The 20,284-nt window shown below is 41.6% G+C and carries 20 protein-coding genes; 4 read left to right on the top strand and 16 right to left on the bottom strand.

The features are described from left to right. Nucleotides 1-122: 122 nt before the first annotated feature. Nucleotides 123-263, bottom strand: a complete 141-nt coding sequence (locus CUU66_RS24470) for a hypothetical protein (protein ID WP_180955393.1) — start codon at nt 261-263, stop codon at nt 123-125. 136 nt (nt 264-399) lie between these two features. On the opposite strand from CUU66_RS24470, the gene CUU66_RS21840 reads away from it, so the two are divergent. Further along, nucleotides 400-849: a universal stress protein gene (locus CUU66_RS21840; RefSeq protein WP_101645512.1), complete on the top strand. Its 450-nt coding sequence runs from the start codon at nt 400-402 to the stop codon at nt 847-849. A gap of 43 nt (nt 850-892) precedes the next feature. Here CUU66_RS21840 and argH read toward each other — a convergent pair whose 3' ends face one another. Beyond that, on the bottom strand, nt 893-2,290 hold the full coding sequence (argH, locus tag CUU66_RS21835) for an argininosuccinate lyase (RefSeq protein ID WP_101645511.1): 1,398 nt from the start codon (nt 2,288-2,290) through the stop codon (nt 893-895). Then, nucleotides 2,287-3,492 carry an argininosuccinate synthase gene (locus CUU66_RS21830; protein WP_101645510.1) on the bottom strand — a complete coding sequence of 402 codons (1,206 nt, stop codon included), beginning with the start codon at nt 3,490-3,492 and terminating at the stop codon, nt 2,287-2,289. Before CUU66_RS21830 ends, argH begins: the two co-directional genes overlap by 4 nt. 189 nt (nt 3,493-3,681) lie before the next feature. Here CUU66_RS21830 and CUU66_RS21825 point away from each other — a divergent pair, with 189 nt between their 5' ends. Together CUU66_RS21825 and CUU66_RS21820 are read left to right on the top strand one after the other, a co-directional pair. Continuing rightward, nucleotides 3,682-3,993, top strand: a complete 312-nt coding sequence (locus tag CUU66_RS21825) for a hypothetical protein (protein ID WP_101645509.1) — start codon at nt 3,682-3,684, stop codon at nt 3,991-3,993. A gap of 454 nt (nt 3,994-4,447) precedes the next feature. Next, nucleotides 4,448-4,762, top strand: coding sequence for a YrdB family protein (locus tag CUU66_RS21820; RefSeq protein ID WP_101645508.1), 315 nt, complete (start codon nt 4,448-4,450; stop codon nt 4,760-4,762). A gap of 238 nt (nt 4,763-5,000) precedes the next feature. On the opposite strand, the gene CUU66_RS21815 is transcribed toward CUU66_RS21820, so the two are convergent. The 10 genes from CUU66_RS21815 to sppA all read right to left on the bottom strand — a co-directional run bounded on the left by CUU66_RS21815 (nt 5,001) and on the right by sppA (nt 14,449). Further along, a complete protein-coding gene (locus CUU66_RS21815; protein WP_101645507.1) occupies nt 5,001-5,507 on the bottom strand; it encodes a MogA/MoaB family molybdenum cofactor biosynthesis protein in 507 nt (168 codons plus the stop codon). After that, nucleotides 5,507-6,343 carry an EcsC family protein gene (locus CUU66_RS21810; RefSeq protein ID WP_101645506.1) on the bottom strand — a complete coding sequence of 279 codons (837 nt, stop codon included), beginning with the start codon at nt 6,341-6,343 and terminating at the stop codon, nt 5,507-5,509. The genes CUU66_RS21815 and CUU66_RS21810 overlap by 1 nt, the downstream gene beginning before the upstream one ends. Before the next feature lie 145 nt (nt 6,344-6,488). Next, the gene (locus CUU66_RS21805) at nt 6,489-7,679 is read right to left on the bottom strand and encodes an acetate kinase (RefSeq protein ID WP_101645505.1); all 1,191 of its coding nucleotides are present in this window, start codon (nt 7,677-7,679) and stop codon (nt 6,489-6,491) included. A 277-nt stretch (nt 7,680-7,956) separates the two neighbouring features. Beyond that, nucleotides 7,957-8,952, bottom strand: coding sequence for a class I SAM-dependent methyltransferase (locus CUU66_RS21800; RefSeq protein WP_101645504.1), 996 nt, complete (start codon nt 8,950-8,952; stop codon nt 7,957-7,959). Nucleotides 8,953-9,163: 211 nt separating this feature from the next. Then, on the bottom strand, nt 9,164-10,135 hold the full coding sequence (locus tag CUU66_RS21795) for a nuclease-related domain-containing protein (protein ID WP_101645503.1): 972 nt from the start codon (nt 10,133-10,135) through the stop codon (nt 9,164-9,166). A gap of 297 nt (nt 10,136-10,432) precedes the next feature. Then, on the bottom strand, nt 10,433-10,933 hold the full coding sequence (gene tpx / locus CUU66_RS21790; protein ID WP_101645502.1) for a thiol peroxidase: 501 nt from the start codon (nt 10,931-10,933) through the stop codon (nt 10,433-10,435). 171 nt (nt 10,934-11,104) lie between these two features. Then, on the bottom strand, nt 11,105-11,731 hold the full coding sequence (ytfJ, locus tag CUU66_RS25510; protein WP_101645501.1) for a GerW family sporulation protein: 627 nt from the start codon (nt 11,729-11,731) through the stop codon (nt 11,105-11,107). Nucleotides 11,732-11,749: 18 nt separating this feature from the next. Then, nucleotides 11,750-12,421, bottom strand: a complete 672-nt coding sequence (locus tag CUU66_RS21780) for a DUF2953 domain-containing protein (RefSeq protein ID WP_180955392.1) — start codon at nt 12,419-12,421, stop codon at nt 11,750-11,752. Nucleotides 12,422-12,907: 486 nt separating this feature from the next. Further along, the gene (locus CUU66_RS21775) at nt 12,908-13,423 is read right to left on the bottom strand and encodes an RDD family protein (protein ID WP_101645499.1); all 516 of its coding nucleotides are present in this window, start codon (nt 13,421-13,423) and stop codon (nt 12,908-12,910) included. Nucleotides 13,424-13,438: 15 nt separating this feature from the next. Then, a complete protein-coding gene (gene sppA, locus CUU66_RS21770) occupies nt 13,439-14,449 on the bottom strand; it encodes a signal peptide peptidase SppA (RefSeq protein WP_101645498.1) in 1,011 nt (336 codons plus the stop codon). Nucleotides 14,450-14,598: 149 nt separating this feature from the next. Here sppA and CUU66_RS21765 point away from each other — a divergent pair, with 149 nt between their 5' ends. After that, nucleotides 14,599-15,399, top strand: a complete 801-nt coding sequence (locus CUU66_RS21765) for an NAD kinase (RefSeq protein WP_101645497.1) — start codon at nt 14,599-14,601, stop codon at nt 15,397-15,399. 83 nt (nt 15,400-15,482) lie between these two features. Here the strand turns inward: CUU66_RS21765 and rarD are convergent, their stop codons facing one another. From rarD to mbcS, 3 genes are all read right to left on the bottom strand, one after another. Further along, on the bottom strand, nt 15,483-16,406 hold the full coding sequence (gene rarD, locus CUU66_RS21760; protein WP_257968101.1) for an EamA family transporter RarD: 924 nt from the start codon (nt 16,404-16,406) through the stop codon (nt 15,483-15,485). Nucleotides 16,407-16,743: 337 nt separating this feature from the next. Further along, complete coding sequence (locus CUU66_RS21755; protein ID WP_101645495.1) at nt 16,744-18,339, bottom strand: amidohydrolase; 1,596 nt, start codon at nt 18,337-18,339, stop codon at nt 16,744-16,746. A 68-nt stretch (nt 18,340-18,407) separates the two neighbouring features. After that, the gene (gene mbcS / locus CUU66_RS21750; RefSeq protein WP_101645494.1) at nt 18,408-19,997 is read right to left on the bottom strand and encodes an acyl-CoA synthetase MbcS; all 1,590 of its coding nucleotides are present in this window, start codon (nt 19,995-19,997) and stop codon (nt 18,408-18,410) included. Between the last annotated feature and the right edge of the window lie 287 nt (nt 19,998-20,284).

The raw sequence follows: 20,284 nt of genomic DNA, 5'->3' as shown, positions 1-20,284 counted from the left end.
CCGATTGGCTTATGACCGAAGGTGTCAGTTCGCAGCTAGACAACAAGAAAAGCGGAGAACGGTGCTTTTCTAAACTAGAAATCTTAAGAAGGCTGGCCCCATTATGGGCCAGCCTTTTAATCTTATATTTCTATTCCATCTTCTCTTTGTGTTTCTGTACTATGATACCCGCTTTCGTATGCATCCGTAATCTGGTCAGTTACTTGTCTGATTCCATCTTCCTCAAAAATAAAAGAAGACATCTGTTTGGTTTCCCGATTCATATCCTCACCCTCCTTTCAGGTTATTCTTCACAAAATCTCCGAGTCATTTTCAAGGAAATTATTGTATAATAAAAGCTGAACCAGACTAGGCACAATTGCAATGCTTTCTATCATTCCTAAAAAGGAGGATACTGCTATGGCACTTACTTACAAAAAGATTTTAGCGGCTGTGGACGGTTCAAAGGAAGCAGAGTGGTCATTTAAGAAAGCTATTGATATTGCAAAAAGAAATCAAGCCCAGTTAATACTTGCACATGTTATTGACAATCGGTCTTTTCCAACTGTAGAAGTGTATGATACCACCATCTCCGAACAAGCAGAAAGCTATGTAAATACATTCATGGATAAATACAAGCAGGAAGCTGAGGATGCCGGAGTCCCTTTTGTCACACTTGCGGTCGACTATGGATCTCCCAAGGTTAAAATACCGAGGGAAATGGCTGCAGACTTCGGGGTCGATCTTATTATCTGCGGAGCGACCGGGTTAAATATGGTGGAACGCTTCTTTATTGGCAGTGTCTCTGAACATATTACCCGCTATGCCCCCTGCGACGTATTAGTGGTCAGGACCCAATTCGGAGAATAAAATCAAAAGACCCGCTTCCACGAAAAAGGAAGCGGGCTTATTTTTACAAGATTTGCAGTTCTTTGTTTACTGATACTATTTGTTTTGCTTTTTCTATAGCCAGACGTACTTGGTCAAAGCCGGTTCCACCTGCACTATTTCTGCGCTTTACCGCCTCAACAGGACTAAGGACCGTGTAAATATCCTTTTCAAATTGCTCCGAGGCGGCCTTGAATTCTTCAAGTGATAGATCCTTCAGGAAACAACCCTTTTCGATACAATCAAGGACAAGCTTTCCAACAATCTCGTGAGCTTCTCTAAATGGCACACCTTTTGAAGCAAGATAATCAGCCAGTTCTGTTGCATTCGAAAAGTCCTGTTCGGTGGCTTCTTTCATTGTCTCTTCGTTCACATTCATTGTTGAAATCATGCCGGCAAAAATCTTCAGGGAACCAGTGACGGTTTTAACCGTATCGAACATGCCTTCCTTATCTTCCTGCATGTCTTTATTGTACGCCAGAGGAAGACCTTTCATCACAGTTAGAATCGCCATTAAATTCCCATAAACACGTCCTGTTTTACCTCGGATCAGCTCTGCCATATCCGGATTTTTCTTCTGCGGCATAATGCTGCTTCCTGTAGAAAAAGCATCGTCAAGTTCAATGAATTGGAATTCCTGGCTTGACCACAGAATGATTTCTTCGCTCAAGCGTGAAAGATGCATCATGAGAGCAGAACTATTACTCAAGAATTCTATGATAAAATCCCGGTCACTCACGGCATCTAAACTGTTTTCATAGATTGCATCAAAGCCTAGAAGTGCGGCGGTGTACTCACGGTCAATCGGAAAAGTGGTTCCGGCCAAGGCACCCGCCCCAAGCGGTGATACGCTGATCCGCTTCAAGCTTTCTGTGAATCTTTGTTTATCTCTTTGAAGCATCCAAAAATAGGCCATTAAATGATGCCCGAACGAAATCGGCTGCGCCCGCTGTAGATGGGTATATCCTGGAATAATGGTTTCAACATGTTTCTCTGCCTGCTTAACAAGCGCTTCCTGAAATTCCGATATTAGGCGGATGATACTCTTAGTATGCTTCAATAGATAAAGGTGCATATCGGTTGCGATCTGATCATTGCGGCTCCGTCCTGTATGGACTTTCCCACCTGCAGATCCGACTTCATCAATCAGCATGCTCTCCAAGTTTAAATGAATATCTTCCATCTTTACTGAGTAAGTCAGTTCACTGTTCTTCGCTTTACTTTGCAGTTTTTCTAATCCCGCCTGTATCTTTATTCCTTCTTCAGCCGGTATAATCCCGCATTTCACAAGCATCTGGACATGTGCCAGACTTCCCTGAATATCTTCTAAAACCAGCTCCTGGTCGAATTCGATGGATGCACCGAATTCATCAACCCACTCCTCGGCTGATTTAGTAAATCTTCCGGTCCAAAGTTTCTTCACACGGTCACCTTCTTCTGGTTCACCATGCTGTTCACCTTTGTCGGAAGTCCCCATAGTGAAATGAATCCTACCGCTGCAGCATGGTCAAACTCGTCTTCTGATGTATAAGTAGCAAGCTTCTCATTATAAAGTGAAAACTCGGATTTACGTCCTTCGACAATCGCATGGCCTTTAAATAATTTTACACGGACCGTACCGGTAACCGTTTTTTGAGTCTGCTGTAAAAAGGCCATTAGTGCATCCTTTAGAGGCGAGAACCATAATCCTTCATATATCAGCTCTGTTAATTTTTTCTCAATCACTGGTTTAAAGTGGGCTACTTCTTTTACTAGAGTAATATCTTCCAGTTCCTTGTGGGCTTTGATAAGTGTGAGCGCTGCCGGGCATTCGTACACTTCACGAGATTTTATTCCTACTAATCTATTTTCCACATGGTCAATTCGGCCCACACCATGTTTGCCAGCCAGTTTGTTTAATTCAAGAATAAGATTTGCAACTGTATGGGATACACCATTCAGTTTTACTGGAACACCATTTACAAAATCGATTTCAACATAATCCGGTGCAGCAGGTGCATCTTCAAGACTCGAAGTCAGTTCATATGCTTCTTCAGGTGGTGCTGCCCATGGATCTTCCAGGACTCCGCACTCATTGCTTCTGCCCCATAGATTCTGGTCAATCGAAAAAGGACTGTCCAGGTTAACTGGAATAGGGATATTGTTTTGAATCGCATAATTAATTTCTTCTTCACGAGACCAGCGCCATTCACGGACAGGGGCTACAACCTTTAAGTTAGGATTGAGTGCCTGGATGGAAACTTCAAAACGCACTTGGTCATTCCCTTTACCCGTGCATCCATGGGCAACAGCCACTGCGTTTTCTGCTTCTGCAACTTCAACCAGCTTTTTGGCGATAAGCGGGCGTGATAGGGCAGATACGAGCGGATACTTACCTTCATACAGTGTATGAGCCTGCATTGCTGCCAGCGCATATTCGTTCGCAAATTCCTCTTTAGCATCAATCACATACGACTTAACCGCCCCGACCTGGAGGGCTTTATTTTTTACAAATTCAAGATCCTTGCCTTCACCTACATCCAGACAGCATGCAATCACATCAAATCCTTGCTCTTGAAGCCATTTTATCGCAACAGAAGTGTCCAATCCCCCTGAATAAGCCAATACAATTTTATCTTTAGACATCTATAATATCCTCCCCAAATGAATAAACATTCATCAATGTTAATTTTTATACATTTCAATAGTTACACTTTATCAGCTTTGTTTTCGTTTTGCAATGGATATACACATATTTTTATATGATTTTTTATAGGCTGTTGTGAAGGAAAAGAACAAGGGGTGTAGTATTTTTATAACAAAGGGGGCTTATTTATGCGGAACAACTTTATGTATGATTCCAGGCTCGGCATCTCAATACCTGATCCGCCATACGGGGAGGACACATATACCGGAGAAGAATGGGAGGATTTTGTTCTTCAATGGGAAGGCATAAAAGGTACCATACCCGATCGAATCAAAGAAATTGAAACAATCATTCATACAAAGCAAAATCAGCTTTCACAAGAATCAAACTTTGAACTCTCCTGCCATATTAATTCAGAGATTGCTGATTTTGCCTCAATTATTAATGATTTATGGCTTTGGTATAGAAAGGACATAAAAGCCATCAAACTGCATCTCTAATCTTGCGCTGGTATAATAACACAAAAGAGGCAGTCCATTATGCGTACGTAGTTCCGCTTCAGTGGAGAAACATACGAAATAGCATACTAATTAGCAGACCAAATCGCATATGATTCGGTCTCTTCTTTTCCCTTATATATCAACAATTATTGGATATTTCCATTTGAAATAGCATACAAAATTGCAACCCAAATAACATAATGAGAACAGCTATAGTCAACGTGCTAATGTTCATGTTAATTTGCATTCTATATGCTAAGGTGATTATCATAAACCAAGTAGGTAAATTGTAATTTTATGTTAAAATAATAATAAAGATAGTGAAATAGTTTTTTTAAACAGCCCTCTAGTTTACTAAGGGGCAATAGTTTTTTTTTTCATGATTAGCTAAAATAACGGATTATAGAACAAAATTTATCTAATAGATTGTTAGCAATGAAGGGAAGAAAAAAGAATGACTCTCTTAATAATGGCAATTAGATTTGTTTGTGAAATACTAGCTCTCATCATATTTGGCTTCTGGGGTTTCCGTTATGGAAACATTATTGGAGCTATTGGAGTTCCCGTCGTGGTGGCGGTAATTTGGGCACTATGGGGTTCGCCAGCAGCACCTTACCAAATTGAAGGATTTTATAAGCTATTCTTGGAGTTAGCTATATTTTCGCTAGCGGGCTATGTATTGTTTAGCTTGGGTCATAACTACTTAGCATTTGTGTTTTGCATGGTAGCTCTAGGAGCATCTGCAATTATTCGTTATATGAATATATAGTGTTCGGGTGTTGGGATTTGTACTTTAAGAGGAATTGACTTATTTAACAAACGGGGTTTTGGTTGAACTAGACAATATGAAAACATAACGCTTGGATATTAAGATCCAAGCGTTATTGATTGCTATTTGAACTGTTATTTATGGTGCTAAATATTCTGCGTTATATATGTTAGTTCACCTGTTTTTTGACATTTTCTCTACGGTTTCGGAACTACTTGCATTATGCGGACTGCCTCTTTTATTTATTCAACTCTCTTATGATGTGCCCAAGCTCCGGGAGGATCAGCTTATTCATAGCAAGACGTACAGCTCCCGTACTTCCCGGAGTAGAGAATATCACTTTACCCTGCGCAACTCCTGCAGCAGCTCTAGATAGAATAGCAGACGAACCAATGTCCTCCTGATAGCTGAGCATCCGGAATATTTCTCCAAATCCCGCTATTTCTTTTTCAAACAATTCCTGTACCGTTTCTATAGTAACATCTCTTTTCGCTATTCCAGTTCCCCCATTAATGAGGATGGCCTCTACAGCATCCATTTTTAATCCACGTTCTATGGCTTCACGAATTTGATGCGTCTCATCTGTAACAATTTCATACTTCACTATCCGATGACCCGCTGCCTCTAATAAATCAATCATGGTTTGACCGCTTTTATCCGTTTCTTTGGTCCTGGTATCACTGACTGTTATTATTTTGCAAGAAATGCTTTGCGGTGCTTCTTTTTTATGTAAGGTATGGCTCATTAGGTGCGTTCCTTCTTTTCTAATAAATGCCGGTATTGATAAAAGCGGTGAGAAAACTCGGAAACATTTTTAGTTAAAGTATAATTGGCTGTTCCCCCTATGGCGATGCTTACCAGCGGAAGCCCCTTAATTAACTTTTTGCGGAACATGGAAATGGCTATTGCCTTTAGAATCTGCCGGAATGGCTGCTCAAGCCACGCTGTATTCGTTAATTCATCCTGGCCATGATAGAAAAAGGTATCACTTGCTTCCATTTCTGTGAGCATTTCCTCCCAGGCATGCTTTTGCATCCTCTTCGGCATCATCCCGGCATGAAAAGCCTTAAGCGTCATCATAAGCTCAAAAGGAGTGTGTACTTCATTCCCATAAGTCATGGCAATAAGCTGAACCAGCCTTAAATTGATAAGTGTGATTGCCGGCAGGTCACTTCCCAGCATTACAGCATCCCCTGTACCACTCAAGCCTCCCTGAGTAACGGAGTATAATCGGTGGCGGGCAATCTGGGAATCTGCGATGTAAATCAGCTGATCAATGCTCAGGCTTTTCACATTTTCAAGCGAGCTTATCTCCGGGTTAAATATTCTTGCCGTTGCCAGAATGCTGTCCCTGGCTTCCTTTTGCAGCTGCGACCCCTGCACAAAGGCATTCATATGAAAGAGCCAATTATCCACCTTAGAAAAAATCTGTTCCCTTATTGATTCGGGAAGCAAAGAAAATCCCTGCTCTAGCCCTTTATCATAGAGGGACTCAAAATGGCCGGGCTTATATTGATACAGTTTTTCCTCCCAGTCTGCAATTTCATCCCATACTGCAATTTCACGTTCAGTCAATGCCATTGGAACTCCCCCTACACCAGAAGAATTAGTTATATTCAGTATAGCACAGGATGAATAAAACCTAGTAAGCATAACAAATACTTTGCTTAACCCGTAGATAGTTTGTGTAAATAGAAAAAGCTCCCTCTATAGGGAGCCAGATTCATTATAGACCAGCTAAACGAGTTACATCACGGGCAATCATGACTTCCTCGTTTGTAGGGATTACCATTACTTTTACTGGAGAATGCGGGTAGCTGATGAATGCCTCTTCACCATGCGTTTTGTTAAGAGCCGGATCAAAGTATACACCCATGAATTCTAGGCCTTTCATAACTCTAGCACGGACTGCTTCACTGTTTTCGCCGATTCCAGCTGTAAAGATAATAGCATCCACGCCGTACATACGTGCAGCATAGGAGCCGATGTACTTATGAATTCGATTTGCAAATACCTCAAGGGCTAATTCTGCACGTTCGTTTCCTTCTTTGGCAGCTTCCGTAATGTCGCGAAGATCGCTTGAGAAGCCAGAAACTGCAAGCATACCGCTCTTTTTGTTTAATACATCAAGCACTTCTTCTGCACTCTGGTCTGTTTTTTCCATGATATAAGGAATTAAAGCAGGGTCAATATTACCAGAACGGGTACCCATAGTTACACCTGCAAGCGGTGTGAAGCCCATGGAAGTATCGATGGATTTTCCTCCCTGAATGGCTGCAATACTTGCTCCATTTCCTAAGTGACAAGACAGAAGGCGCAGTTGTTCAAGCGGACGCCCAAGCATTTCTGCAGCACGCTCTGAAACATATTTATGTGAAGTACCATGGAAGCCATATTTACGAATTCCGTATTTTTCATAATACTCATACGGCAGACTGTATAAGAAAGAACTTTCAGGCATAGTCTGATGGAAGGCTGTGTCAAATACAGCAATTGCCGGAATGTTTGGCAGGATCTGCTGGAATGCTTTAATCCCTGTAAGGTTCGCAGGGTTATGTAAAGGAGCAAGATCTGAAAGTTCCAGGATTTTATCCAATACTTCATCGTTAATCAGCACAGAATCATTAAATGCTTCTCCCCCGTGGACAACACGATGGCCGACTCCCGTAATTTCATCGTAAGATTTAATAATTTCATGTTTGATTAACTTGTCTAACAGTATTTTAACTGCTACTTCATGGTTTGGAATGTCTGTTGTTTCTGTTATTTTTTCTCCATTAACGCTAATTGTGAAAATGGCATCATTCAAGCCAATCCGTTCAACAAGCCCTTTTGTAACAACGTCTTCACTAGGCATTTCAAAAAGCTGAAATTTTAAGGAAGAGCTCCCGGCGTTGATCGCCATAATTTTAGACATGTAAAACGCTCCTTCAAATATAAATATATAGTCTCTATTCAATAGAATGGGTAAAGACACTTGGATTAATCCGAGATTTTTTTACAGAAAAGTTCTACTTTCCCTTACCATACCCCATTTAAGCACTGTACTAGCATCTTTTCAAGGATGTCAGCGTTTACATTAAAAAAGTAAATATATTCTGAGTATTTAGAAGGCGGAACGACCAAGAAACCAGCAAAAAACCCTATCGAAAGTGGATAGGGTTTACTTGTTTTTAGGATTTTAGCTAAGTGATTTATTTAGATTTTTGTTCCGCAAACCACGAATTAATATTCTTCATAATAGATTGCATAGCATCTACGTTAGAAAACTTCGGAAGATCCACAAGCAGCGCATTCTTTGGAGCCGTAACTCCTTCAGCCTTCTTTTGCAGAACGAATATGCTTTTTGCAGCTGCCTTATTTTTAAACATGGATTGTGGAAGCTGGATTAACCCTTGAATGTAAGCTTCCTTAGTTATAAACGCATTAAGCTTAGGTGCTTCCTCTGATTCAAACAGTGAATTCGGGATAACCAGGAATAAAAACCCTCCCTGTTTCACATGGTTCACGCTCTTTTCTATCAGAAGATGATGGGCATAGGAATGGCCCTCATCCGCTTTCAATTCATACTCAGCAGCGCGGACATCATTTGGATAATACCCTACCGGCAAGTCACATACAACAGCATCGACCGGATCAATCAACAGCGGCTCGAGACTATCCTGATTATAAAGCTGAACCGCCTGCTCCTGAAGATTTGCACCAACATAAGCCAGCCTGATCAGCAAATCATCAATATCTACTCCGAAAGATGCGATATTCCGGTGAGCCTGATTATTCAAAATAGTAAACAAGAGGTTTCCAGTCCCTACCACAGGATCCAGTAGCGTATAATGCTTTTTGCCCTCCATAAACTTATCCATGATATAACTCACAAACATCCCAACGGCATCCGGTGTCATCTGATGATTGGGCTGCACATTCTCCTGCATCCCCTTCAAAATGGCCAGCTGAAACCCCTTCCTGACATCCTCATGCGAATAAGACTTAAGCTGTAAAGAACCATACTGCTTCAGCAGCCGCTTCTTCGTCATCTCACTAAGCTCATCCTGCAGCACATCACCATGAAATATATTCTCGCCGGTTTCTGCAAGAGCCTCCAGATACGAAGCTGGCAGCTCCTCCTGCAGAATCACAGCTGTTTCATTAAAAAGATTAAATAACTTCTCGACCTTCGATATACTATTCAAGAGATTTTTCCTCCCGGATTATGGTTCATTACAATATTTTAGCTTGTTAGGGGTAAGGATACAAGTTTGAGGTGGGTTTTGGGGTAGTTGTAGTTCTATCTAAGGGATCGCAGGCCTTTAGAGATGGGGTGCCGGAAACATTTCTAGCATCTGTCGGAAATCAAATCATTACGTTTCGTGGCCCCTTTTTAGTCACTACCTATCCGAATCGTTAGCAGGATGGCGGGGGCAGGGTGTAGGTGGTTCCTTTTTTGGAGCCGGTGGAATTCAGTTTAAGATTCTTTAAAAGCTGATATGCGATAAATCTTGTTTCGACATGTAAAAATGAACGTAATTGTGAATTACTAATTGCATTCCCAAAAAGTAAGCAATAATCATTTAAAGCTTGTATATGAGCATCACTACAATTTTCGCCACAATTTGAACAGTACCACTTCGCCGTGACCTTTTTCATAGGTAAAAATGAACAAATAGGACAGTGCACACCGGTAAGAATGTCGGCAATTTTAATTGAATATAGACTCATCACATCGGTCTGTAAAGGCTCATGACTTTTTATCAAAATTTTACTAAGCTTTTGTATTACTTTCTGTTCTAATATCTCTTCGAGTAAATTGCGTTGTAGGAAAGTGAGTTTATCCTCCAGATTAGCTGCATGAGTTATTCTACTTACTAATTCAGGATGATTGTTACTAACTTTAAAAATGGTAGAGGGATTACTTATGACAATTAAATACTCAATTGGCAGTTCTGAAATATTCATACCTGCTATAAAGGACCTTAATTTAGCACGAAGATTTCTAGCCTGGGTAATGGGGTCTTGAAAGCCTTCTTCTTGCTGGTTTCTCGTTCTAATCATCTGCTGGGTAGTCTTTTCAAAATAAAGAGTTCCTGATATATTTTTTATCTCAAGAATGATTATACACCGGGAAGTAATCAGGAGAGTATCAATTTGAAAGTGGTATTTTCCGTGAGGAAGCCTGAGGTCGTGTAATATATAATACTTGGATGGAGGTAGTTGTTCCAAATGATAGTTTAAGGACTCTTCTCCCTTATATCCCGCAGTCCATTTCGCTAAATCTTTCTTAATATCCGCGTGTTTTAGATGATGATGCGGGAGCCTTCTTAATAATGCCTCAAGTTTGGGAATAATCAATGGTATTTGCCTATGCTTTTTTATCAAAAATTTATCAACTCCTTCCTATTCGTCTAAGTATTCTATTTTCATTAGTTGAGTCCTGCTGTTTAAGCTAATATTTTTACGAGTTATCAACTTAAGAGGGCTTTTCGGAATTTAAGAGCGAAAATTCAATTTTAAGAGTGAGATTCTAAAAATAAGAGTGAAAAACGAAATTTAAGAGTGGAATATAAATTTTATGAGTATCGTTTAAATCGAGAGCCTGAAAATTACAATTTGGACATTATCGGCAGTAAAAAAGCCCGGGTCCCCCAAAAGGGAACCCAGGCCTTAAAAAAAATCTTATTGAACTGCTTTCACTGCTTCAATAGCTGCTTCATAATCAGGGTGATTTGTTGCTTCGCTTACATATTCCACATATGTCACTTCATCGCTGCTGTTGATAACGAAAACAGCGCGCGCAAGAAGTCGAAGTTCCTGAATGGCTACTCCGTATGCTTCTCCGAAGGACAGGTCACGGTGATCGGAAAGAGTTTGCACGTTTTCGATGCCGTTTGCTCCGCACCAGCGTTTTTGGGCGAATGGAAGATCCACGCTGACTGTTAGAATGTTTACATTTCCAAGCTTTGAAGCTTCTTCGTTAAAACGGCGTGTCTGTGCATCACAAACACCTGTATCTAGAGAAGGAACTACACTGATCAGACGAACAGATCCTTTAGTATCCTCTAACGTTACTTCTGACAAGTCATTCGCTAACACTGTGAAGTTTGGAGCCTTATCCCCAACTTTCACTTCATTTCCAAGCAGAGTTACCGGGTTTCCTTTAAACGTAATGGCCGCCATTTTTGATTCCTCCTTTTTCCTTATAAACACTATGTATTGTACAGTGTAATCATATTCTTTCCGAAAAAAATTTGCAATTAATTAAATTAGCAGCAGAGGAATTTGCAATTCCGTCCCAATTAGATGCCAGTAAAAAAGTTAACTTCACAAGCGAAGTTAACTCTGCTCATTTTAGATATCAAAATCAATTTTTGAAGAGTCATCCTTTTTGTCTGAGGAGCCGTCTTTTTCATCTCCTGATTGACCCTTGGATTCACCCTGCCCCTGGCCCTTATCCTGCTTCTGGCCCTGTTCTTCACCTTGGCCTTTTTCCTGCTGCTTCTGATCTTGATCCTGCTTCTGGCCTTGTTCTTCACCTTGGCCTTTTTCCTGCTGCTTCTTATCTTGATCCTTCTCCTGCCCGGTTCCTTTTGAAAACAGCTTTTGGATTTTTTCAAAGGCTGCCGGTGCAGCATCAAGCAATTTTTCATAAAGATGTGCATTTTGATCAAGATGCAGCATTTGTACCCCTTTAGAGTTTACAACCAGAAAGGCAATTGGAGTGATGGATACTCCTCCGCCGCTTCCCCCGCCAAAAGGGAACTGAGACGAGTTTTGATCCTTGCCGCCCGAGGAGCTGCCCTGTATATTAAATTCACTGCCTCCTGCCGCAAACCCGAATCCTACTCTCGAAACTGTAATAATTACACTTCCGTCTGGTGTTTCAATCGGATCTCCAATGATCGTATTCACATCAATCATTTGTTTGAGGCTGTCCATGGCAGAATTCATTAAGCCGTTAAGCGGATGTTCTGACATTCTCGTGTACCCTCCTATTTATATAGACTGATTCTTTACATTTTCCGGACTTCTCTCCGGGGTTGGAGCTGATTTACGCCTGACACGCAGCCAATGGGTAAAAAGCAATAATCCTGTTAATATAGCATTTCCGATTCGAAACTCAATTATGCAATTCATTCTAGTCCTGGCATAGGCGCCCTGATACACTGCATCCACTCCGTATGAAGGCACTATAGTAAATGTCAAGCAGTGTGTGAGCACACCGATGATGGTGCTTTTAATCCCATATCCAGCACCCGTTAAGACTGCGGTCTCTGCGGCATTCCCTGTGCCTATCTGACTATGCCAGTTCAATTCAAGCACTTTAACTTTCTTTAGGAATTTTTTAATGTAACGAATAAAACGGCTTTTCCCGCTAAATATTTTTCGCAGGGTATCAATGAGTGTCTGGCTGTTTTCCTTAGCCGTTTTCTGTATTTTCTCTTCCATTTTTCCTTGAGATTTATCTTCATTGCTTTGGGTAAACGATATCTTCTTTGTGTAGCGGAGAAGACCGAACCAGGCCCTGAACATTAACATAATCTCCTCAGGGGCCTCGTATTGGTTATAAATGATATGTATTTGCAGCTTGGTAAGCAGCAATACAATGATAATAAGCAATAAACTTATTAGTACTATTAAAAAGATACAGACGAGTAACCATATCATGCATTCACACATCCTCTCAGGCTTCCATTATCACCGACTTTCCATAAAAATAAACCCGTAGCAATAGCGCTGCGGGCTGTTTGTTTTTACTATGAGTCATCAGAGCTTTTTGTCATAAAAAAATACAGCCAAAACAAAGACTCGCTGCATCTCCACTAAAAATAAACCAGGCCATTAATACTCCTGCCGTTTGCGCTTCATTGACTTTTTAAAATGAGTCCCACCCACAGCTATAATTTGCGCCTATCGCATCAGTCAGCTTTACTGCAGGATAATCCTAAAGCGGTGCATCCCCAGCCTGTTTACTCTTTCAACTAACAGAACCTAGAAAATCAACCCCAGCTTCCCAGAGACGATTCCCTGTATCTTACATATCCGACTGCTCCTCTACAATATAGCTGTAAACATTTTGCAAGCATCTCAACTCTAATCCCTGACTATCAAAAAAGAAAACCGGAGCGATAGCGCTCCGGTCCCATCCTATTCTTATCTATCTTCAAATACGACGGCTGTATCTGCAAAAATATCATGAAGTCCCTGTTTCTTGGGAAGAAATCCTGCGACTGCATATCCGATTAATATGAATTTTGAGATAAAGCGGCCGATAAATTCTCGGAATATGATGGTTCCCCAGGTGAGGCGGTTATATTTGAGACTGATAACCTGCAGCCCAAATACCATTTTTCCGATTGTCTGCTTAAAAAAACGGACCATTAAAATAAAATATAAATAAAAGACAATGGCACAGCCGATTTCATAGAAAGAGAAGCCGAGAATTTCGTTTCGGGCTTGTGGCAGCAAGTACACAACAGGCTTCACCAGCAGTCTGCTGAGGCTCCAGATGACAACTAGATCCAGCAGATAGGCCCAGAATCTCATCCAAAAACCTGCGAATCGATGAGGATAATACCGGCTGCCATCCATGCTGTCCAGTTGATTATGAGCAGCTGCCTCTTCATTTAGAACGGCATCGCTGCCGGCTTGGTTAGTAAATTGATCCATTACACATCCCCCTTTTTACTCTGCATAGAGATACATCAGGCGGGGAGAATTTGGCTTGGACAGCATTTTCATTAAACCAAGCATTTCCATGTCCTGTCCTGCGATTTTTTTCGCTCCCATACTTAAGAGAGAGTCTAACCCCGCTTCCTGTGTATACCGGACAACCTGCGCATTTTTAATATGAAGATCCTTCTCCATCCTTTTCCATGTGTCATCCATATACCCGAACTCATCAACAAGGCCCAGCTCCTTCGCTTGTCTGCCATCGTATACCCGGCCGTCGGCAATCTTCCTTACCTCGGATTCTGTCATGCCTCTTCCTTCTGCTATTACTTTGACAAACTGCTTATACGAATTATTGACCATAGACTGCATGATGGCTCTTTCTTCTTTTGTCATTTCACGCGTTGGACTCATAATATCCTTGTGTTCCCCACTTTTAATCGTTACAAATTCGACTCCGTACTTTTCTGCAAGCTTTTCATAGTTGTATCCCTGCATGATGACTCCGAGAGAGCCGGTCAATGTTTCCGGAACCGCAAATATCTTATCTGCAGGAGTGGAGATATAATATCCACCTGATGCAGCCATCGAGCCCATTGATACATAGATTGGCTTTTTCGTTTCCTTTTTAATGTCTGTTAGACTATCATGGATTTCAGCACTTTCTACGACCCCTCCGCCCGGCGAGTTTACCCGTAAAATGATTCCCTTTACTGAATCATCCTCTTTTACCTGTTTGAGCTGATCGAGAAAAGCCTTGTGATTATAACCGGCACCACCTAAAAGAGAAGAAGTATCCGTCCCTTCCTGAATAACGCCATCCACCTCCAGGACGGCAATCTTCTTATTTTCATTCCCTTCTTCTACTATTTCTTCTATGAACCCATCCTCTTCGCTTGCAAAAAATTGGTCTATTACACTTTCCGTATCAGTAGTTGCGTACGAAAATGCGATATTGAACACGACTGAAACAATAAATAATACAAAAGCGGTTCCTAGAGCTGCCCACCTTTTACTATTCATACATTGACCTCCCCTTCTTGCTTTAATTTTCAAAAAAATCTGGCACATGTTAAAATGATTTTGACTCATAATATTGTAACAAAATATTATCAGGACAGAAAGAATATGGAAATAGGTAAACCCTCTATGATGAAAGGAAGGATCAGCCCATGCAAGACCGCAGAAACTTATATTTTTACCATAATAAATCAACTGAAATGCTGGCTGCAGCACAGCCTCTTTACGATTTGGCCGAACAGTACGGATTTCAAATGGTTCAGGACTACAGAAAAGCTAATATCGTTGTCAGCCTGGGTGATGATGGAACCTTCCTGCAGGCAGTAAGGAAGACCAACTTCCGTGAAGATTGCCTTTACGCTGGTATTTCGACCACTGGGAATTTAAATATGTATTGCGACTTCCATAGTGATGATACTGAAAAAATGATTGCTGCGGCTTCTAGCGAAAATATTGAAGTCAGGCGCTACCCTGCACTTGAAGTTACCTTGAATGGAGAAACCTCATTTTACTGTCTAAATGAGTGCAGTATCCGCTCCTCCGTTATTAAAACGTTCGTGATTGACGTGCTGATCGATGACCTCCATTTCGAGACCTTCCGGGGAGATGGGATGGTCATTTCCTCGCCTACTGGCAGTACTGCCTATAATAAATCTATCAACGGGGCGGTTGTCGATCCCCTGCTTCCCTGCATCCAGGTAAGCGAAATGGCTTCCCTGAATAATAATACTTATAGAACACTTGGCTCCTCATTTATCTTAAGCAGCGATCGCAGGCTCACGCTTAAAATTAATCAGGACCTTAATAGTTATCCCATAATTGGAGCAGATAATGAGGCCATGAGCATTAAACATATAGATACGATTGAAGTAAAATTAAGCGATCGAAAAATAAAATCCGTTAAATTAAAGGATAATTCCTTCTGGGAAAAAGTAAAACGCACATTTTTATAAATAGGACCCCAGTCCCCAAAAAAAACGCTTCCTGAAAAGATACTTTCAGCGAAGCGGTTTTTTACTTAGGCGGCAGCCTTTACTTAAGCACTATTTTTTTCTTTAATCTTTGCGGTGCGCACTCTTGGCCATTTAGTTTTGGAAAGTGTATAGATGGTTAATGCGCTCCAGATAAACATAAATGCCAGCAGATGAATCCTTGTGAACGTTTCATGATAAACGAAAACACCAAGAATCAATGTCAGAGTCGGCGCGATATATTGTAGGAATCCAAGCATCGATAGAGGAACCTTCTGAGCTCCTTTAGCAAAATAGAGAAGCGGTAAAGCAGTGACTACGCCGCCGCCTGCTAATAAGAGCCCTGTTCCTGCGGACTCAAAAAACATCCCCCTTGATTGATAGGTCAAGTAAATGAAGTAGCCGACTGCAAAAGGAGTCACCATTAACGTTTCCAGAGTCAATCCTATGGAAGAATCAGCATTTATCATTTTCTTTGCCAGACCGTATAAGCCAAAGGTAATGGCTAGCAAAAGTGATACCCAGGGTACGATTCCGTAGTGCAGTGTCAGTACCAGCACTCCAACAGCTGCAAGGATGAACGAAACAATTTGCGCCTTCCCCAGCTTCTCGCGCAGAACGAGTACGCCTAATAGAACACTTACGAGAGGGTTAATATAGTATCCCAGGCTGGTTTCTAGAATCCGGCCTGAGTTTACTGCCCAGATAAAAATTCCCCAATTGGCGCTTACCAGTGCTGAGGCAATTGTCAGTGCAGCCAGTTTTCGGGGCTGCTTCATAATTTCTTTAGCATAAATCATAAATGCCGGCCATTTTCTGGTAGATACTAATAAGATAACCATGAAGATAAAGCTCCAAAAAACCCTGTGTGCAAGAATCTCATCCGCCGGGACCTCATCAATCCATTTCCAATAAATCGGAACAATCCCCCATATGGCATAGGATAAAGCTGCAAATAAGACGCCATCATTTTCTTTCAATGCTTTCACTAGAAATTCTCCCCCCTTTTTATTTCTGTATCCGAAATAATATATATTATAAACCCGTGTACAAACAAATTCCATTTAATTTTAAATCGTTTGAGTCTCCCCTTAAAGCTCTGTTAAACTTGCCTCTTACCGCAGCTGGCAGTCACTCTCTTTCCCCAGTTGGCAATCCGGGTGGCTCCTCGGCGGTTATACCTGCGGGTCTCTGTCCGATTCCCCTCAGGAGTCCCGCACCTTGAACGAGATTCGCACATATTGCCTATATAAACAATGATCTTTAGCCTCTATAAAAAAAGAGCTCTGCTTCTAAAAATAGATCAGAACTCTTTTACCTATAAAATTATACCTCGTACACAATCTCTCCATTAATCACAGTCATGACCGCCCGTGTATTCAGCAGGGCCTCTTGTGTAATTGAAAAAGGATCTTTATCAAGAACCGTAAAATCGGCTGAGAATCCCCGCTGGATCATTCCTGTTTCATGTTCCTTGTTGGCTGCAATTGCGCTTCCCCTTGTATATAAGCTTATAGCTTCATACATGGAGAGTCTTTCTTGTTCACCATACACTGCAGGGTCCCCATTCAATTTTGTTCTATATACTGCAGCATAAATACCCAGTATCGGATTCAACTCCTCAATGGGGGCATCTGAGCCGCCGGCACAGGCTAATCCTTCATCTAACAGCGTCTTCCAGGCATAGTTATATTTCATATGATCCGAACCGACCCGGTCAATGACCCATGGAAAATCCGAGGTAACGAATAAAGGCTGTATATCAAGAACAACCGGCAGCTCTTTTGCTCTGTCAATAAGTTCTCTGCGCAGTATTTGGGCATGAATCAGCCTGTCCCTTTGTCCGGGTGCAGGAGGAAACTCTTCAATTGCATCTAATAAATATTCGAAGGCCAGATCACCGATTGCATGAACCGCAACTGGCATCTGATACTCACGAGCCTTTTTTACGAGCTCCTTTAATTTTTCAGGAGTATGAATAGCAACGCCATTTGTTGCTGGATCATCTTGATAGGGATGTCCCAATAAGGCAGTCCTGCCTCCAAGAGATCCATCTGCAAAAATTTTCATCGGTCCAAACTCCACAAGTCCTTCTGTTGTTTTAAACTTATAGCCTTTTTCCTGCATTTCATCTACGACTCCATGATGGACAAGCAGGTGAGCCTTCAGAGCCAGCCCCTCTTCTTCTATCACCTTAAGGAATGTGTTATAAACAGGCTGAAAACCGGAATAGTAATTCAGGTCTTCAGTATGAACGCCTGTTAATCCCAGGCGGTGGCAGTCCTGAATGGCCGTTCTCATACTTTTTCTTAGATATTCATCAGATACAGGCGGCAATAGTTTCAGAACAAAATCCTGAGCGCTGTCCTTGAACAGCCCATTCAGGCTGCCATTTTCGTATCGTCCAATTACGCCCCCAGTGATTTCGTCCATTGTTGCAGAAAGATTTAAGACCTCCATTGCTTTTGAATTCAACACAAGAGCATGCCTGCAAACCCTCTTGATTAATAAAGGGTGGTTTGGTGCTATACGATCGAGATCATCTGAAAGTATAAGTTCAGGTGAACTCCACTCATTCTCATTCCAGCCCTCTGCTATAATCCATTCATTGTCCGAAAATTGGCTGCATTGATGCTCTAGTGAATGAAGAACGTCTTCCCTCGACTTCATTCCAGATAGATTTAATCTCATCAGTTTTTCGCCATGGCCAATTAAATGCATATGGCTGTCGACCAGGCCGGGCAGCATCGTTTTTCCTTCAAGGTCAATCTTACGCTCGATTGATTCTCCGTATTTGGACAGCAGACCATCCAAATCCCCTGTATCAAAAACCCTTGTTCCATCAGTTAGAACGGCCTCTGCTTTTTCATTTTCTTCACGCATTGTATAAATGGTGCCGCTATGCCATAAAGTTATTGTCATGTCTTACTCCTTAAAAAATAATTTATCCTAATATTAAGGCCGCTGGCAGTGCCAGCCTAATAATATGCTTAATTAACAGCCGGCTTTGCTGCTGTCTCTTTTTGCCGAAGCTCAATTCTTCTTATTTTTCCAGAGGTTGTTTTCGGCAATTCTTCAATAAACTCAATGATTCGGGGGTATTTATAAGGTGCTGTCAATTGCTTTACATGATCCTGAAGAACTTGTACGAGAGTAGTATCATTCTTGTCTGTGTTTTCCTGTAAAACCACAAAGGCTTTAACGATGCTTCCTCTAACTTCATCCGGACTGGCCACAACGGCACATTCTTTTACCAGCGGATGTTTGACAAGGGCATCTTCAACCTCGAATGGCCCGATTGTGTAGCCGGAACTGATAATAATATCGTCGCTTCTTCCCTCAAACCAAAAGTACCCATCCTCATCCTTCACAGCCTTATCCCCTGTAATATAATAATCGCCTCTAAACTGCATGGCTGTACGTTCGGGATCTTTATAGTATTTTTTAAATAATGCTGGGGTATCGATATGTACGGCAATATCTCCTGGAATTCCCGGTTCACAGGGACGCCCTGTTTCATCTATGATTTCAACAGAGTTTCCGGGTGTCGGCTTGCCCATGGATCCCGGTCTGACCTCCATTCCTTTTGTAATTCCTACCAGCAGCGTATTTTCAGTCTGTCCATAACCGTCCCGGACTGTTACGTTAAAATTCTTTCTAAACGTATCAATCACTTCCCTGTTCAGGGGCTCGCCGGCTGAGACGGCACTGTGCAGGCTATTAAGTTTATAGTCCTGTAAATTATTGACCTTGGCCATAAGTCTATATTCGGTCGGAGTGCAGCATAAGACATTTACTTCATGTTTGTCTAATAGCTCCAGGTATTTATTTGGCTCAAACTTCCCTTGATAAATAAGGCCAGTCGCCCCTGAACCCAATACGGATAGAAAAGGGCTCCAAATCCACTTTTGCCAGCCCGGTCCTGCAGTTGCCCAGACCATATCGCCTTCTTTTATGCAAAGCCACGATGGAGCTGCCGTCCTAAGATGGGCATATGCCCATCCATGCGTATGGACCACTCCCTTTGGATTCCCAGTTGTTCCGGAAGTATAGGATAAAAAGGCCATATCATCACTGGATGTATCCGCAAACTGAAGTGATTCCTGAGCCTGATCCTTTAAACGGTCAAGATAGAGCCAGTCATGTACGGCCTCCCCTAACGAAAAGCGAAGAATGTTTTGCGCTTCTTTAATATCGGCAAATTGTTCTGCGTATGGATGATAACTTACTACGGCTTTCACATCCCCATGTGAGATCCTGTATTCCAGATCCTTCGCTTTAAGCATTTCAGAACTTGGAATAACGGCAATCCCCGCTTTCAGAGCCGCTATATAAACCTGATAAGCTTCAATAGAACGAGGAATCATCATTAAGACGGAATCACCCTGTTTTAATCCATGTTCTAAAAAAACATTCCCGATTCTATTCGCTTGTTTCATTAAATCAGCATATGTAATTTGAGTATATTCTCCATTTTCAGTTTCCAATTTTAGTGCCACGGCTTCGGGATTACCCGCAAACTTTTCAATTTCGCTAACGAGGTTATATGCCTCGGGGGCAAGCAGGTCATTTCTTTTCATCCTCACGTTCCTCCTCTTTTTCTCTGTGTAATCATGACTCTAGTATACAAAATATTAGAATTTTTAGAAAATATTTAAATTAAAATAAATGCTCTGTTAAACTTGCCTGTTGATTGTAACGAAGGGCACTCGCTTTCCGCGGGGCGGGCGCTGAGCCTCCTCGGCTTCGCCTGCGGGGTTTCACCTGATCGAAAAGCGGAGGACGGTGCTTTTCAAGAAAAGATCCATCCAAAAGCTGAATGATGATCTTTTTTAATTAGAGGCAAAACACTAAAAGAAAAGCAGAC

The sequence above is a fragment of the Peribacillus deserti genome (assembly GCF_002863585.1).
GTDB classification, from domain to species: domain Bacteria; phylum Bacillota; class Bacilli; order Bacillales; family DSM-1321; genus Paraperibacillus; species Paraperibacillus deserti_A.
Note: the sequence above shows the minus strand (reverse complement) of the source record. Positions and strands in the feature narration are given on the sequence as shown.